This is a genomic window from Nonomuraea aridisoli, from assembly GCF_003236395.1.
GTDB lineage: Bacteria > Actinomycetota > Actinomycetes > Streptosporangiales > Streptosporangiaceae > Nonomuraea > Nonomuraea aridisoli.
Window position 1 is genome coordinate 1 of the sequence record NZ_POUD01000008.1, and the last position, 14,688, is coordinate 14,688.

Consider the following 14,688-nt stretch of genomic DNA (forward strand, 5'->3'; position numbering starts at 1 on the left):
GCCCACCACGTATTCGGGACGGAACCGCCCGCTCCGCACCCACTGGTCGGCCCACGCCCACCCGTGGGCGCTGAACAGCCGCGCCAGCTCCTTGTAGGCGAGCAGCGGCTTGACGGCCGGATGGTCGACGCGCTTGAGCTCCCACGACCGGGTCGTCTTCAGCGCCACCCCCGCGCCCTTGAACGCCTTGACCAGCTGCTGCACCGAGTCGGGGTTGACCTGGTGGCCGAAGGCCGCCGCCACCTCGTCGGCCAGCGCCTGCAGCTTGGCCGGCCGCATGCCGTGGACCGGGCGCGGCCCGAGCAGCTCGGTGAGCAGCGCGTCGTGCACGTCCCTGCGCCACGGCATGCCCTCGTGGGACATCTCGGCGGCCACCAGCGCGCCGGCCGACTCGGCCGCCACCAGCAACCGGAACCGGCCAGGCTCGGGCAGCGCCGCGATGCGCCGGAGCTGGTCGGCCAGCACCTCGGCGACCGCCTCCGCGGCGGGCGGCTCGGGCGCGAACAGCGTGCCGGGCGCGCTCGGCTGCTCCTCCGGCACCGGCAGCCCGCGCAGCCGGGCGTGCGCGGCCCTGGCCGAGCGCGGCTCGCCGTGACGGCCCTCGTGGGCGAGCAGCAGGCCCTCGGTCAGCGCGACGTCGTGGCAGCGCGCGACCCGCACCCCCCGCTCCAGCAGCGGCGCGTACGTCTCGCGCGCGTCGGCCCACACCCACCGCGGCCGCTCGGCGGCCTCCAGCTCACGCACGGCCTCGGCGAGATCGGCGGGACGCCGCGGCGTGCCTCCGACCGGCAGCACCGTCTCCCCCGCGACCACGACGTACACGTGTCCAGGGTGCCAAACGGCACCGACAGAAACTCAGGCGAGGCTGATGCGGACCTCGTCCTCCAGCGGCGGGTCGAGCTCCTGGGCCAGGCAGCCGGTGGCGCCGAAGCACCGCAGGGTCAGCTCCCGCGGGGTGACCGTGACGTGCAGGAACTGCTTGAAGAACGGCGGCGTGTCCCAGTCGGACAACTCCGACAGGTAGCGGTGGAACACCCGGTCGACCGGCAGCCGCAGCGGCCACGGCCAGGCCCCGAGCAGCCGCGCCGCCCACCGCATCCGCCGGGTGACCGTGACCGGGCCCTGCGGGGTGCGCACCGGTTCGTTCCTGATCTGCTCCGACATGATGCAGGCCGCCTCGGCGGGGGTCAGGTAGAGCCACTTCATCCGCAGCCGTTTGGCGTACAGCTGGCTGTAGAACGACAGCGAGTCGCCGCGCAGCGGGTAGCAGCGGAAGTCGTCCTCGTGCACGCCGCCGACGTCCACGCGGCGGATGGTGTGCGTGGCGTGCATGAACGCCCCGCCGCCGCCGGTGACGACGTACTGGATGACGCGGTCGCCGACCTTGACCGGATAACGCTGGTAGTTGTGCACGTCTCCGCCGATGGCCGCGACGTACCGGTGCGCCGGGTCGCGCACGATGTCGTCGATCGTGCCGCCCTCCTCCAGCGGCGACGGTTTGTAGGCGTTGGCGGTGTAGATGGGTTTCCCGGTCACCAGGATCTTGGGGCGCGGATCCCGCGAGACCCGCCGCAGCCAGGCCGTCTGGTCGCGGTCGATGACGTTCCTGATGCCGGTGTCGACCCCTACGACCAGCAGGTCGTCGCTCTCGATCACCCAGTACGGCCCCGGCTGCGTCGCCTGCTGGGTGGGCTTGCCGCGCATCGAGCGCGCCTCGGCCAGCCGGGCCTCGTCGATCGTCTCCGGCCTGCGCCACAGCAGCCCGCGCAGCCCGCGGTCGGGCTTGGGCTTGAGCGGGGGCGCGTCGCAGAAGACCCGCATGAACCCGCCGAGCCCGTCGTACCAGTCGTGGTTGCCGGGGATGGCGTAGATGGGGGCGTCGTAGTCCTTGTACGGGCGGAAGAACTTGTCGCCGTACTCGTTGCCCGATCCCGTCGGATAGATGACGTCGCTCGCGATGATCGCGAACGACGTCTGTTCCCCCATTTTCAGCATTCCGGGGACGACGGCGTACTGGGAGGCGTCGCCTTCGCCGGTGTCACCCAGCAAGAGGAAACTGAAATTTCCCTCGACGGGTGGCTTGATGCGAAATTCCGGATCTATCCCGCGGGCTTTCTGGGACTCCACCCACCGCGCCCGCACCTGACCCGAAGGATCTCCGAACAGCCCCGCGAGAACCTCGTTCCTCGACCGCCAGAGCGTGCGCGGATTGAGCCACGAGAAGCCCCGTTTGTCGGGTCTGAGCTGGGCGAACGTACCGGTCTGGGCACAGGCCCACCCCGCCCCCTCCTCCGACACCCGGGACGAGAGCTGCTTTCCCCGTTCAGCCGCGACTTCCACCATGACCACATCTTTACCGTGATCTACCAATCACGCACCTTGAACGCTCCGTACCGCCGAGAACACAGAAGGTGTTTCATGGTGTAGCCTCATCCCCCCAAGCAAGCGGTTGGGCCGCCGAGGGAGGCTCCCATGATCCGTAAAGGCTCGGACGACGCGACGCGCAAGGGCACCTCCGACGTGGAGGCCATCGAGGGATTGCTGGCGTTCGCGGCGAACCGGCCGCGATGGGGCGGCTCCTCGGCGATCAAGAGCGCCAGTGAGGCGGTGGCGCGCAGCCGGGCGCTGTTCAGGGAGTCCCCCGCCGAGCACACGGCGCTGCTGGCCCGCTGCCTGCGCACCAGCGCCGGGCTCCTGCTCGGCCGCGGCCGCGCCACGGAGGCGCTGCCCCTCGCCCAGGAGGCGGTGGCGCTCACCCGTTCGATCGGCGGCGCCCCCCTGGTCATGGCCCTGGGCCGCCTGGCCGAAGCCCTCGACGCGCTCAACCGCCACGCCGAGGCCGCCGCCGCGCTGGCCGAGGCCGAGTCCGTCGCCCGATCCGACTGACCCGCCGGACCGGCTCCGCCGGAATCCCACTCCCTCCCCGGAGGCCGCGGGCGGTCAGTCCTGAGGGACGAGGGCGCCGGGGTTGAGGATGCCGGCGGGGTCGAGCTCAGCCTTCACGGCGCGCAGCACGGCGGCGCCCAACGGGCCGATCTCCGTGGCGTAGGCGTCGCGGTGGTCGCGGCCGACGCCGTGGTGGTGGCTGATCGTGCCGCCCGCCGCCACGATCGCCGCGTTGACCTCCGCCTTGGCGCGGGCCCACTGCGCGACGGGGTCGGCGTCCCGCGGGGTGACGACGGTGAAGTAGAGCGAGGCACCGGTCTCGTACACGTGCGAGACGTGGCACATGACGAGCGGCGAGCCGAGCGCGCCGAGCAGCGCCAGGCGCACGGCGTCGTAGAGCCGGGGCAGGTTCGACCAGAAGCCGGCCGTCTCCAGCGTCTCGACGGTGGCTCCGGCGGCGAGCAGCGAGTCGCGCAGGTACGGCGCCGAGAAACGTCCGTGCTCCCATGCCTCGCCCGGTCCGGCGCCCAGCGGCCGCCCGCCCGACCGCGCCAGCACGGCGGAGGCGGCGGCGTGCCGGGCCCCCACCCGCTCGCCCTCGTACCCGGCGATCAGCAGGCTCCCGCTGGAGCCGGTCGAACCGATCTCCTCCGGGCTGGACAGGCCGATCAGGGTCTCGGTCTCGTCGGAGAGCCGCAGCACCGTGGGGAGCGGGCCGTCCTGGGCGAGCGCCCGCACGGCCGCCGTCCCCTCCGCGAACGACGCGAACCGCCACCCCTCGTAGCGCCGCTCGGCCGGCGCCCGCCGCACGCGCAGCCGCAGCGACGTGATCACCCCGAACGCGCCCTCCGAGCCGAGGACGAGCTGGCGCAGGTCGGGCCCGGCCGCCGATTTGGGAGCGCGGCCGAGCTCCAGGGTGCCGGCCGGGGCCGCCAGGGTGAGGCCGACGACCATGTCGTCGAAGCGCCCGTACCCGGCGGAGGCCTGCCCGCTGGAGCGGGCCGCCGCGAAGCCGCCGAGCGTGGCGTACTCGAAGGACTGCGGGAAGTGCCCCAGGGTGAGGCCGTGCGCGGCGAGCAGCCGCTCGGCGTCGGGCGCGCGCACGCCCGGCTCGAACTCGGCGACCCTCGACTCGGCGTCCACCGACCGCAGCCGGTCGAGCCGCCGCAGGTCGAGCGCGACGACCCCGGCGAAGCCGTCCCGGGCGGCGGCGAGCCCGCCGACGACCGAGGTGCCGCCGCCGAACGGCACCACCGCGATCCGCTCGCGCGAGCACAGCCGCAGCAGCTCGGCCACCTCGTCGTGCGAGCCGGGCAGCACCACCGCGTCGGGCGCGTCAGAGCCGTCCCCCGCGCGCATGCGCAGCAGGTCGGGGGTGGACTTGCCGCGCGTGCGGCGCAGGCGGTCCTCGTGGCCGGTCAGCACGTGCCCCTCGCCGACGACCTCGGTGAGCGCCTTCAGCAGGGGCTCGCGGAGGGCGACCGGCGGGAGCCGTACCGACTCCAGTGTGGCGGCGGGGGCCTGCGGGGCGCGCACGCCGAGCAGGTCGCGCAGCAGCCCGCGCACCGATTCCGGCAGCTCACGGGCCTGGGCGGGGTCGCCCCAGCCGGACCACAGCATGGGTTCTCCAGTCACCCTTACACTGTGACATATGGCGTCGATTCGTCACAATGAGGGCGTCCTGGACGCGGCCCGCGACTGCGTGCTGGCCTACGGCGTGCGCAGGACGACGCTCACCGACGTGGCCCGCCGCGCCGGGGTGTCGCGGATGACGCTCTACCGCCGCTGGCCCGACGTGCGCTCCCTGGTCGCCGACGTGATGACCAGGGAGTGGGTGCGCGTGGTGGCCGGGCTCGACCTGTCCGACCCGGTGCGCGCGGTCGTGACGGGCGTGCGTGAGCTGCGCGCCCATCCGCTGTGGCGCAAGATCGTGGAGGCCGACCCCGAGCTGCTGCTGCCGTACCTGCTGCGGCGCCGCGGCGCCGCCCACGACGCCATGCTCGGCCTGCTGGAGGGCACCGTCGGCGACGCGCGCAAGGCCAGGGCGGTGCTGCTGGTCGCCCAGTCGTTCCTGCTGTCGGCGCCCACGATGCTGGATCCCGTCACCATGGACGAGCTCGACGCCGAGCTCACCGCCCTCCTGGAGGCCTACCTTGGATAGCTCGCTGAACGCCGCCCGACGCTCCCGCGAGCTGCTCCGGGTCTCCGGGGAACAGCTCGACGTGCTGGTGGTCGGCCTGGGCGCGACCGGCGCGGGCGCGGCGCTGGACGCCGCCTCCCGCGGTCTGCGGGTGGCCGCGATCGACGCGCACGACCTCGCCTTCGGCACCTCGCGGTGGAGCTCGAAGCTGGTCCACGGCGGCCTGCGCTACCTCGCCAAGGGACAGGTCGGCGTCGCGTACGAGAGCGCGGTCGAGCGCGGGATCCTGCTGCGCCGCACGGCGCCGCACCTGGCCAGGGCGCACCCGTACGCGCTGCCGCTGACCCCGGCCGTCTCCCGGCGGCAGGCGGCGCTCGTGATGGCCGGCTACCGGATCGGCGACGGGCTGCGCGCGGCCGCCCGCACGCCGCGCCGCCTGCTGCCCGGCCCCACGACGCTGAACGCCGCCCGCGCGCACACCCTCGCGCCCGTGCTCAAGCAGGACGGGCTGCGCGGCGCGCTGCTGTCCTGGGACGGCCGGCTGCTCGACGACGCCCGCCTGGTGGTGGCGATCGCGCGCACCGCCGCCGCGCACGGCGCGTACGTGCTGACCCGCTGCCGCGCCCTGCGGCTGACGGGGCGGGGCGCGGACGTCCGCGACGAGCTGACCGGCGAGGAGTTCACCGTCCGGGCCAAGGTCGTGATCAACGCCGCCGGGGTGTGGGCGGACGCCCTCGACCCCCAGGTACGGCTGCGGCCGTCCCGCGGCACCCACCTGGTCCTGGCGCCCGGCGCGCTGCCGGGCCTGATCGCGGGCCTGCACGTGCCGATTCCCGGCGAGGTCAACCGGTTCGCCCTGGTGCTCCCGCAACGCGACGGCCGCGTCCACGTCGGGCTGACGGACGAGCCGGTGGACGGGCCGGTGCCCGACGTCCCCGAGGCGCCCGAGGAGGACGTCAGAACGCTTCTGGAGGTGCTGAACGGGGTTCTTGAGACTCCGGTGACCCGGGAGGCGGTCGCGGGCGCCTACGCGGGCCTCAGGCCCCTTCTGGCGGCCGACGGGCGGACGGCCGACCTGTCCCGCCGGCACGCCGTCCTCGCGGGCGACCGTGCGGACGCCCGTGTCGTCACCGTCGTCGGAGGGAAGCTCACGACCTATCGCCGCATGGCCGAGGACGCGGTGGACCGGGCGGTCGCGCTGGCGGGCCTGCGGGCCGGGCGGTGCCGCACGCGGAGGATCCCGCTGACCGGCGCGGGCCCGCAGCCGCCTGGCGTGCCGGCCCGCCTGACCGAGCGGTACGGCTCCGAGGCCGCGGCCGCGTACGAGCTCGTCAAGGCGCACCCCCGGGAGGTCGGGCTCGGCCTGACGGAGGGCGACCTGCTCTGGTCGGTGCTGCACGAGGGCGCGCTCGACGCGGACGACCTGCTGGACCGGCGGACCAGGATCGGCCTGGTCGAGCAGGACAGAGAGCGTGCGCTCGCCGCGACACGGGACGTGCTGGACCGAACACCCCGCCGCTGAGGCCCCGCAACCGTTAGGTTAGTCTTACCTAAGCTCAATCGGGGGGAAGGGGTAGGAGCGTTGGCGAGGGGCTGCGACCACCCGGCAGGCTGCCACACCGGCGCGGTGCCCACGATGGCCAGCGCCACCGTGGGGGCCAGGCTGTGGCTGCTCATCGAGTACCCCGGGCCGTGGCCGTCTCACCTGGAGAGCCTCGCGCTCCCCGGGCCGATCTCCGAGCTCGTCCGGCGGGCCCTCGACCGCGGCATCAGACCGCAGCTGATCCGCCGCCCGGGAAGGCGCACCCGCCCGCGGGATCAGGGTCTCCATGTGCTAGTGGCCTACGCGGCCGGCGAGAGCCCCTGGTTGGCGCGCGGCGTCGTCGCAGGTCCGGACGATCTTGACCTCGACGCGCTGGTGGCCGGAGTGGTCCCGGAGTCCTGCATACTGGAAGACGAGCCGGTATTTCTGGTCTGCACGCACGCCAAGCGCAATGCGTGCTGCGCCCGCATTGGACTACCCCTCGCTCGGTCCCTGGCCGAAAAGCTGCCGGACAGAGTGTGGGAAACGTCACACGTCGGCGGCGATCGCTACGCCGCCAACCTCGTGTGCTTGCCACACGGAATTTTCTACGGCAGCATGTCTCAGGCTGCTGCACTGACAGCGGCTAACGCGTACCGGTCGGGCGAGGTCATCCTCGACCGCTACCGGGGACGCGCAGGCATCCCTGAGCCATCGCAAGCCGCGGAGCACTTCGCCCGAGTTCATACGGGAGAACGCTCCGTCGGAGCAGTGGCCGTGGAATCCTCGAGGTCGGACGGCGACGTCACCGAAGCCATCGTGCGCTGCGGCGACGTCCGGTTCCAAGTTGTGGTCGAGCCATCGGCGTTCACACCGCCGTGTGGTACGGCTTGCGCCGAGACGATCACGACTTACCGGCTGGTTTCGCTGGACAGGCTCGCGCCTGTGCAGTACGCCACGCCCGCTCTCACCTGACCAGGGAACATCACGGCCCGACCTTGCGTTGGAACAGTGACGCCAAAAGCGTCCAATGCGGCTCAATTACCGAAATACCTCTCACGAAGGTGGTTTTCTCATGTCTCAGGTACGTCGGCAGCTCGCCCGCCCGCGCCCCAGCTGGGGTTGGCAGGATGATGCCGCGTGCCGGGGTGAGGACCTCGTGCTCTTCTTCGGCCCCGATGGGGAGCGGCAGCCCGAGCGTGACGTACGTGAGCGGAAGGCCAAGGCGATCTGCGCCCAGTGCCCCGTCCGCAACGAGTGCCTTGACTACGCGCTGTCCCGGCCCGAGAAGTACGGCACGTGGGGCGGTCTCAACGAGGACGAGCGCGCCAGCGAGCGTCGCCGTCGCATGCGCCGCGCGGCCAGCGCCGGCATCTCCGCCGCCTGACACACCCGGCAGCATCACCATCATCGCGTGATCACGCAGTTGTCCCGATGAACCGGAGCCTGGCCCGCCATGTCCAGGCTCTGGCGAACCCGGTCGGCGCAACTGCCTGATCAGGCCCTTTTCGCGAAGCGGCCACCCTTCCTCACGGGGTGGCCGTTGTCGTGTCCGGAGGCGTTCCGCTACCTCCAGGTGGCGGCGGCCAGGCGTTCGAACTCGGCGAGGGCCCCGGCGGGGTCGAATCCCGGCAGGCTCTCGCGGACCAGTTCCTCCGTCCTGCGCGCCGCGTCCAGGCCGGCGAGCCGGAGCGCGGCGAGGATCTCCTCGGCCAGTTGCAGGCTGCCCAGCCGCATCGCCCGCTCGCCGATGTCGACCCGCAGCACCTTGCCGTCGGCCGCCACGGTGGCCGTGACCTGGCCACCCGCTGCCCGGCCCGTGCCGGTGACCTCGTCGAGCGCGGCCTGCGCGCGCTCGCTCCAGGCGAGGATGCGCTCGGCCTGCTCGGCGTCGCGGGCGAGCTCCTCTGCGCTGATGTCGGCGGGGTTCCTGCGAGGGCCGAACAACCTCGTCACCTCCGGTTCAGAGAAGATTGCGGGCGATCTGCTCGACCCGCTCGCGGATGAAGTCCTCGCCCGGTGGCGGCGGCAGGTCGGCGGTGTCGGCCAGGGCGCCGTCCACGATCTGCCTGGCCTGCTCCCCCGCGTCCCGCTGGGCCTCCTGGAGCACCTCCGTGACCTGCCGGCTCAGCGCGCCCGCGCCGAGCCGCATGGCGCGCGGGTTCAGGCGCAGCCCGGTGATGCCGCCGCGCCCGTCGGCGGTGGCGCGCACCAGGCCGTCGGCGCTCTCGGCCGCCCCGGCGACCGCCTCGACGGCGGCCCTCGCCTGCTGGAGGCGGCGCATCGCGTCGCGTCCCCGTCTGAGGTACAGCTCCGCCTGCTCGACGTCGTCGTGCGGTGAAGGTGTCGGCATCGTCCCGGACTCCGCTGCTGGCTGCTGGTAAGGTCAGCCAGTTTACCGAGACGCGGGTGACCGGAGTTACAGAAGCGACATAGGTCACTGATCTGCAAATATCGACAAATTGCGGCTGATCGGTCCGCTAAGGTGACACGCCATGAGTTCGGGGATGGAGATCGCTCATGGGCAGGTCGCCCGGAACGCGGCGTCACTGCGGATTCACGGCGAGGACTACGCCGCCGCCCTCCAGCGGCTGAGGGAACGCGGCTACGGATGCGGCTCGTGGGGCGACGACACCGGCCTGTTCGCCGCCTTCCACGCGGAGTACGGCCAGTGCGGCGCCTACGCGGCCGAGGCCCTGCTGGGCATCTCCGGCGTGATGACGCAGACCGGTGACGGCCTCGACACCGCCCGCGGCCGCATCGCCGAGGCCGAGACCCTCGCCGGCGAGCAGTCGGCGAAGCTGTACCGGCAGCTGCCGCTCTGATGGACGTCACCGTTCCGCCCGAGGTCGACGCCGTTCTGGAGCTGATGGGCGTCCCCTGGCCCAACGTCAGCGTGCCGGAGATCCTGGCCGACCGCGACGCCTGGGCCACCGTGCTCGCGGGCGCGGGCCCCTCCGCCGCGGGCGCGCTGGCCGCGGTCGGCGCCACCGCCGGCGCGGCGTACCAAGGGGCCGCGGCCACCGAGCTGGCCGGCCTGTGGGACGATCCCGGCGGCGTCGGCCGGCTGCTCAGCCAGGCCGCCTCCGCCGTCCGGTACGTCCCCGCGGTGCTCGACAACGCCGCCTGGCTCACCACCGCCGTCAAGTACGCGGTCGCCGGCGGCGCGGTCTGGACGAGCGCCATGATCGCCCGCGCCATGCTGGTCGGCGGCCCCACCGCGGGGGCGCTGGCGCTGCGCGAGCTGATCCGCGGGCGCATCCTCGTCACCAACGTCCAGCGTGAAGGGGCCGAGGGCGTCGGCCGCGTGCTGCGGCCCGCGCTCGCCGCCGGCTCCACCGGCAAGTTCCGCAACGTCCTCGACGACCTGCCCCGTCTCGGCACGGGACGCGGCCCTCTGGGACGCGGGCCGGGCGGAGCCGGGGACGGCGGTCCGCGCGGCATGTCCATCGCCCAGATGGGCATCTTCCGCAAGAACTCCCCCGGCAAGACGAACTCCGGGACCCGGCACTTCGACACTCAGGACGAGGCCGTCGAGGCGGCCAAGAAGGACGCCAAGGACGGCGGGCGCAGCCGGTTCCGCGGGCCGTGCTCCAGCGACGACCACGTGCACGTGGACTACATCAACAAACACGGAGAGATCAGCCACACCAGGCACTATCCGTGGAAGAAGAAGAAAGACTAGACCGCGGCCGCGGAACCCGACGAGCGAGGAAGACTGACGACTGTGGCGAACGAACTGTCGGCGAAGGCCGCCGAGCTGGGTGCGGCCATCGTGGAGCACGCCCGCGTCCTGGAGGAGTCGCCCGACGACTACCCCCGCGTGGCGCAGGCCCTCAACCGCCTGCGGTCGGCCGCGCTCGAGTACGCCGAGCGGTGCGCCGACAGCACCGGCTGGGGCAACCCGTTCAGCGACCTGGAGGAGGATCGCGAGGAGGAGGCGGAGACCGCCATCCCCGACGGCGCCACCGTTGACGTGGAGGCCCACTACCGGATCCGTGTCAACGACGTCGCCGCCCTGACGCGCCTGCTCGGCGAGACCGCCGCGGAGGACGTCCTCGGGGCGCCGTCCGACGTCGTCGCCCAGCTGTTCATCCGCGACGGCTGGGACCCGGCCCAGTACGGCGGCCACCTGCTCACCCTGGTCGACCAGTCGTGGTCGTGCGGCCCGGCCGACGCCGACACCTGACGCGAGGCTGAGGCACGGCCGACGCCGACCGCACGTGCCCGGCTGAGACGCGGGCCGGGACGCTGCCCGACACCGAGCCGTCACCGGCCGTTTCCCCGCGGTGGGGACACCGTCAGCCCGGCCGCCCTAGTGTCGCGCGCCATGAGACGCATCGCCATCCTCATGTGCGCGGGCGCGCTGGCCCTCGGCCTGGCCGCCCCCGCCACCGCCGACTCCCGGCCGTCAGGGCGGGCCACCCTGACCGGGTTCGCCTCCCTGCCCGCGCTGACCTTCGTCCCCGGCAGCGAGCCGTCGGGGTCGCTGCTCGGCACGGAGCCGGTCAACGGCGTCACCCCGCCGTTCCCCGGCCAGCCGGTGCAGGGCTTCAGCGGCATCGCGCGCCGCCACGACGGCACCTTCGACGTCCTGTCCGACAACGGCTACGGCAACCAGGGCAACAGCGCCGACTTCCTGCTGCGCGTGCACCGGATCAAGCCGGACTTCGCCCGTAAGTCGGTCAGGCTGCTCGGCGGGTTCGACCTGACCGACCCGCGCGGGCTCGTGCCGTTCCCGCTCACCCGGCAGGACCGCACGCTGACGGGCGCCGACTTCGACGTCGAGTCGATCGTGCGGCTGGTGGACGGCACGTACTGGATCGGCGACGAGTTCGGCCCGTTCCTGCTGCACTTCGACCGCCAGGGCCGGCTGATGGAGGCCCCCGTGGCGCTGCCCGGCGTCATGGCCCCGGAGAACCCGGCGCTGAACGGCGGCACCCCGAACCTGGCCAGCAGCAAGGGCTTCGAGGGCATGGCCAGGTCGGTGGACGGCCGCCGCCTCTACCCGCTGCTGGAGGGCACGGTGAGCGGCGACCCGGCCGGCACGTTGCGCATGCACGAGTTCGACCTGCGCGAGAGCGCCTACACCGGGCGGCGCTGGACGTACCGGCTGGAGGACCCCTCCCACGCCATCGGCGACGCGATCGCGGTCGACGAGCACCGTTTCCTGATCATCGAGCGTGACAACCTCCAGGGCGACGAGGCCCGGTTCAAGCGCGTCTACCTGGCCGACATGCGCGACAGGGACCGTGACGGCGCGCTCGACAAGACGCTGGTGGCCGACCTGCTCGACCTCGCCGACCCGCGCGGTCTGGGCGGCGCGCCGGGCACGTTCCGCTTCCCGTTCCAGACCATCGAGGACGTCGTCATCCTCGACGACCGCACGATCGGCGTACTGGACGACAACAACTTCCCGTTCTCCAGCGGCCGCACGCCCGGCCGGCCGGACGACAACGAGTTCATCACCGTACGACTGACCCGCGGCCTCCAGGCCGACCCGCGCGTCCACCGCTGACCACCCGGGATCCGGCGGCCTCGGGGAGGTCGCCGGCCCTCTCGCGGCCGCTGACCGAAACCCGCCCACGCCCTGCCCGAAAAGGGCTCAGACGATGAGGTCGTCGAACTCCCCGTCCTTGGCCCCGAGCATGAACGCGGTGATCTCCGCCCGCGTGTAGACCAGCGCGGGGCCCTCGGGGAAACGTGAGTTGCGCATGGCGATCTCCCCGCTGGGCAGGCACGCGACCTCGACGCAGTTGCCGTTGGGGTTGCTCCTCTTGCTCTTGCGCCAGACGACGGGAAGGCGGCCGGCGGGCGTCCCGTTCCGGAACTCTTGCATGGGGGCAGCTCCTCGCGATCTTACGGATGCACGTGCATCCGCGTTTGCGAGCTGACAATACGGCAGCACGAAGAGCTCCATATAGCGGACAACCAAAATTCCGCTATGGAGTGGATCACAGGGAGTATCGGCCGCTCACATGGAGAGCATGCGCTCCAGGAAACGCCGGCTCGCCCGAGGCTCCTCCGCCTGGACGCTCAGCCGGTCCATGACCTCCATGTAGTGGTCGGAGTCGGCCGGCTTGTCGAGGTAGAGGGCGCTGGTCAGCTGCTCCATGTAGACGACGTCGGGCAGCTCGGTCTCCGGGAAGCGCAGGATGCTGAACGGCCCGCCGGCCGCCGCGTGGCCGCCGCGCTCGAACGTCATGACCTGCACGGTGATGTTGCGCTCGGCCGTGACGTCGAGCAGGTGGACGATCTGCTCGCGCATCGTCTCGGGGCCGCCCAGCATCCGGCGCACCACGGCCTCGTCGATCACCGCCCAGAGAGTGAGCCCGTCCTCCAGCCGCTTCTGCCGGGTCGTGCGCAGCGTCACCCGGCGCTCGATCTCGTCAGGGCCGGCGTTGCCGTGCGCGAGCTTGATGACCGCCCTGGCGTACGCGGGGGTCTGCAGCAGGCCCGGCACGAACTGGTTCTCGTACGTGCGGATGCCGGACGCGGCGCCCTCCAGGCCGATGTAGACCTCGAACCAGGACGGCAGCAGGTCGCCGTAGCGGTGCCACCAGCCGGGGGCGTTGGCCTGCTTGGCGAGGTCGAGCAGGGGCTGGCGCTCGGCCGGGTCGGTGACGCCGTAGAGGGTCAGCAGGTCGGCCACGTCGCGCTGCTTGAAGCTGACCTGGCCGAGCTCCAACCGGCTGATCTTCGCGTGAGAGGCGCGAATCGAGTACCCGGCGTCCTCGCGGGAGATACCCTTCTCCGTGCGCAGCCTGCGCAACTGGGTGCCGAGCAGGATCCGAAGCACCGTCGGGCTTCCCGGCGAATAGCTGAGCAGCCTTCCTTCCGCGCTCTCTGCGCTCACTCCACCGCTCCTCATGGGGCCCTGCACGTGCAGATGCAATTCACGTCAGTAAACTACGAAAAGTCTTGCATCACTGACCACACGCCGTAAAGATGGGCACTGGATCATCAGAACGCGCTTCGGGGGCCAGCATGACGACTTTCGACGCCCGGCCGCAAGCCGCCAGCGGCTCCCGGCCACCAGGGTGGCTCGCCTCCGCCCTGGTGGAGGGCCGGCCCGCCGAGCGTGACGCCGTCTTCCCGTTCGATCAGCGTACGGCGCTCGAGCCGGCCTGCGTGGCCACCGCGCGGCACTTCGTCGACCGGAACCTCGGCGCCTGGGGCGCCGCGGGGCTGGCGTTCGAGGCGCAGCTGGTGGTCTCGGAGCTGGTCACCAACGCGATACGGCACGGCGGCGGGGCGCGGGAGCTGCGGCTGCTGCTGTGGCACGGCGACGAGCTGGCGTGCGTGGTCTCCGACCACAGCAGGACGATCCCGGTGACCACCGCGCCCGACGTCTACGCCGAGTACGGGCGCGGCTTACGCCTGGTCGACGCCCTCTGCTCCGCCTGGGGCTGGCTCACCCCCGGCGGCCCCTGCAAGCTGGTCTGGGCCGTCATCGCCGCCACCTGACGCCCGTCAGTCCTTGCCGAGCAGGTGCAGCACGTCGGCGTCGGTGAGCTGGTCGAAGTGCACGTACCACTGGCCGACCGCCCGGAAGTCGACGGGCGTCTTGAGCACGACCACCTCGTCGGCCTCCTTCTGCAGCGAACGCACGGTCTCGCGGGCCCCGACCGGCACGGCCAGCGTCACCTTGGCGGGCCTGGCCGTGGCGACGGCCCTGAGCGCGGCCCGCGCGGTCCCGCCGGTGGCCAGGCCGTCGTCCACCACGATCACCTCCCGCCCGTCGAGTGCGGGCAGCGGGCGGTCGCCGCGGTAGACCCGTACCCGCCGGGCCAGCTCCCGCCGCTCCTGCGCCACCACCTCGGCCACCGACTCCGGCGTGAGGCCCAGGCGGTGCAGCAGCCCCATGTCGAACACCGGCTCCCCGCCCTCGGCGATCGCCCCGACGCCCAGCTCGGGCGCGGGAGGGTAGCCGATCTTCCTGGTCACGAGCACGTCGAGGACGGCGTCCAGCCGGCACGCGATCGGCACGGCAACCTCGACCCCGCCGCGGGGCAGCGCGAGGATGACGGGATCGTGCGCGTCCAGCAGCCGCTCGGCGAGCAGCTCCCCCGCCTCGACCCGGTCTGCGAAGAGGTCCATGCCCTCTGCCTACCCTGACGGGCCGCCTCCTCGCCTCTCC

At 72.6% G+C, this 14,688-nt stretch carries 17 protein-coding genes and 1 pseudogene; 10 read left to right on the top strand and 8 right to left on the bottom strand.

The window, feature by feature from the left end; genetic code table 11:
* Positions 1 to 822, bottom strand: a pseudogene (locus tag C1J01_RS03440) (bifunctional 3'-5' exonuclease/DNA polymerase); the annotation flags it as partial.
* Between the two features lie 33 nt (positions 823 to 855).
* Positions 856 to 2,049 (bottom strand): metallophosphoesterase family protein, encoded by a 1,194-nt coding sequence (locus tag C1J01_RS03445; protein WP_235854229.1) that lies wholly within the window; start codon positions 2,047 to 2,049, stop codon positions 856 to 858.
* Positions 2,050 to 2,472: 423 nt separating this feature from the next.
* Here C1J01_RS03445 and C1J01_RS03450 point away from each other — a divergent pair, with 423 nt between their 5' ends.
* Positions 2,473 to 2,886 (top strand): hypothetical protein, encoded by a 414-nt coding sequence (locus C1J01_RS03450; protein WP_111175878.1) that lies wholly within the window; start codon positions 2,473 to 2,475, stop codon positions 2,884 to 2,886.
* A 54-nt stretch (positions 2,887 to 2,940) separates the two neighbouring features.
* Here the strand turns inward: C1J01_RS03450 and C1J01_RS03455 are convergent, their stop codons facing one another.
* Positions 2,941 to 4,506 carry an FAD-binding oxidoreductase gene (locus C1J01_RS03455; protein ID WP_111175880.1) on the bottom strand — a complete coding sequence of 522 codons (1,566 nt, stop codon included), beginning with the start codon at positions 4,504 to 4,506 and terminating at the stop codon, positions 2,941 to 2,943.
* 31 nt (positions 4,507 to 4,537) lie between these two features.
* On the opposite strand from C1J01_RS03455, the gene C1J01_RS03460 reads away from it, so the two are divergent.
* The 4 genes from C1J01_RS03460 (at position 4,538) to C1J01_RS03475 (ending at position 7,935) form a co-directional block, all read left to right on the top strand.
* The gene (locus C1J01_RS03460; protein ID WP_111175882.1) at positions 4,538 to 5,047 is read left to right on the top strand and encodes a TetR/AcrR family transcriptional regulator; all 510 of its coding nucleotides are present in this window, start codon (positions 4,538 to 4,540) and stop codon (positions 5,045 to 5,047) included.
* Positions 5,040 to 6,548, top strand: a complete 1,509-nt coding sequence (locus tag C1J01_RS03465) for a glycerol-3-phosphate dehydrogenase/oxidase (protein ID WP_111175884.1) — start codon at positions 5,040 to 5,042, stop codon at positions 6,546 to 6,548. The genes C1J01_RS03460 and C1J01_RS03465 overlap by 8 nt, the downstream gene beginning before the upstream one ends.
* Before the next feature lie 114 nt (positions 6,549 to 6,662).
* On the top strand, positions 6,663 to 7,523 hold the full coding sequence (locus C1J01_RS03470; protein WP_235854230.1) for a sucrase ferredoxin: 861 nt from the start codon (positions 6,663 to 6,665) through the stop codon (positions 7,521 to 7,523).
* Positions 7,524 to 7,623: 100 nt separating this feature from the next.
* The gene (locus tag C1J01_RS03475; protein WP_080036407.1) at positions 7,624 to 7,935 is read left to right on the top strand and encodes a WhiB family transcriptional regulator; all 312 of its coding nucleotides are present in this window, start codon (positions 7,624 to 7,626) and stop codon (positions 7,933 to 7,935) included.
* A 179-nt stretch (positions 7,936 to 8,114) separates the two neighbouring features.
* Here the strand turns inward: C1J01_RS03475 and C1J01_RS03480 are convergent, their stop codons facing one another.
* Positions 8,115 to 8,504, bottom strand: coding sequence for a YbaB/EbfC family nucleoid-associated protein (locus C1J01_RS03480; protein ID WP_181448554.1), 390 nt, complete (start codon positions 8,502 to 8,504; stop codon positions 8,115 to 8,117).
* Between the two features lie 7 nt (positions 8,505 to 8,511).
* Positions 8,512 to 8,901, bottom strand: a complete 390-nt coding sequence (locus tag C1J01_RS03485) for a YbaB/EbfC family nucleoid-associated protein (protein ID WP_111175890.1) — start codon at positions 8,899 to 8,901, stop codon at positions 8,512 to 8,514.
* Between the two features lie 142 nt (positions 8,902 to 9,043).
* Here C1J01_RS03485 and C1J01_RS03490 point away from each other — a divergent pair, with 142 nt between their 5' ends.
* The 4 genes from C1J01_RS03490 to C1J01_RS03505 all read left to right on the top strand — a co-directional run bounded on the left by C1J01_RS03490 (position 9,044) and on the right by C1J01_RS03505 (position 12,066).
* Complete coding sequence (locus C1J01_RS03490) at positions 9,044 to 9,373, top strand: hypothetical protein (RefSeq protein WP_146615457.1); 330 nt, start codon at positions 9,044 to 9,046, stop codon at positions 9,371 to 9,373.
* Positions 9,373 to 10,233, top strand: a complete 861-nt coding sequence (locus C1J01_RS03495) for a DUF2188 domain-containing protein (RefSeq protein ID WP_111175894.1) — start codon at positions 9,373 to 9,375, stop codon at positions 10,231 to 10,233. Before C1J01_RS03490 ends, C1J01_RS03495 begins: the two co-directional genes overlap by 1 nt.
* Before the next feature lie 42 nt (positions 10,234 to 10,275).
* Positions 10,276 to 10,737, top strand: a complete 462-nt coding sequence (locus C1J01_RS03500; protein WP_111175896.1) for a hypothetical protein — start codon at positions 10,276 to 10,278, stop codon at positions 10,735 to 10,737.
* Positions 10,738 to 10,878: 141 nt separating this feature from the next.
* A complete protein-coding gene (locus tag C1J01_RS03505; protein ID WP_235854231.1) occupies positions 10,879 to 12,066 on the top strand; it encodes an esterase-like activity of phytase family protein in 1,188 nt (395 codons plus the stop codon).
* Between the two features lie 87 nt (positions 12,067 to 12,153).
* Here C1J01_RS03505 and C1J01_RS03510 read toward each other — a convergent pair whose 3' ends face one another.
* Together C1J01_RS03510 and C1J01_RS03515 are read right to left on the bottom strand one after the other, a co-directional pair.
* Positions 12,154 to 12,387: a DUF397 domain-containing protein gene (locus C1J01_RS03510; RefSeq protein ID WP_111175898.1), complete on the bottom strand. Its 234-nt coding sequence runs from the start codon at positions 12,385 to 12,387 to the stop codon at positions 12,154 to 12,156.
* Positions 12,388 to 12,522: 135 nt separating this feature from the next.
* Positions 12,523 to 13,419, bottom strand: a complete 897-nt coding sequence (locus C1J01_RS03515) for a Sco1979 family transcriptional regulator (RefSeq protein ID WP_111175900.1) — start codon at positions 13,417 to 13,419, stop codon at positions 12,523 to 12,525.
* A 116-nt stretch (positions 13,420 to 13,535) separates the two neighbouring features.
* Between C1J01_RS03515 and C1J01_RS03520 the strand changes: the two genes are divergently transcribed.
* On the top strand, positions 13,536 to 14,015 hold the full coding sequence (locus C1J01_RS03520) for an ATP-binding protein (protein WP_181448555.1): 480 nt from the start codon (positions 13,536 to 13,538) through the stop codon (positions 14,013 to 14,015).
* 6 nt (positions 14,016 to 14,021) lie between these two features.
* On the opposite strand, the gene C1J01_RS03525 is transcribed toward C1J01_RS03520, so the two are convergent.
* Entirely contained in the window at positions 14,022 to 14,648 is a 627-nt protein-coding gene (locus C1J01_RS03525; RefSeq protein ID WP_111175904.1) for a phosphoribosyltransferase, read from the bottom strand.
* Between the last annotated feature and the right edge of the window lie 40 nt (positions 14,649 to 14,688).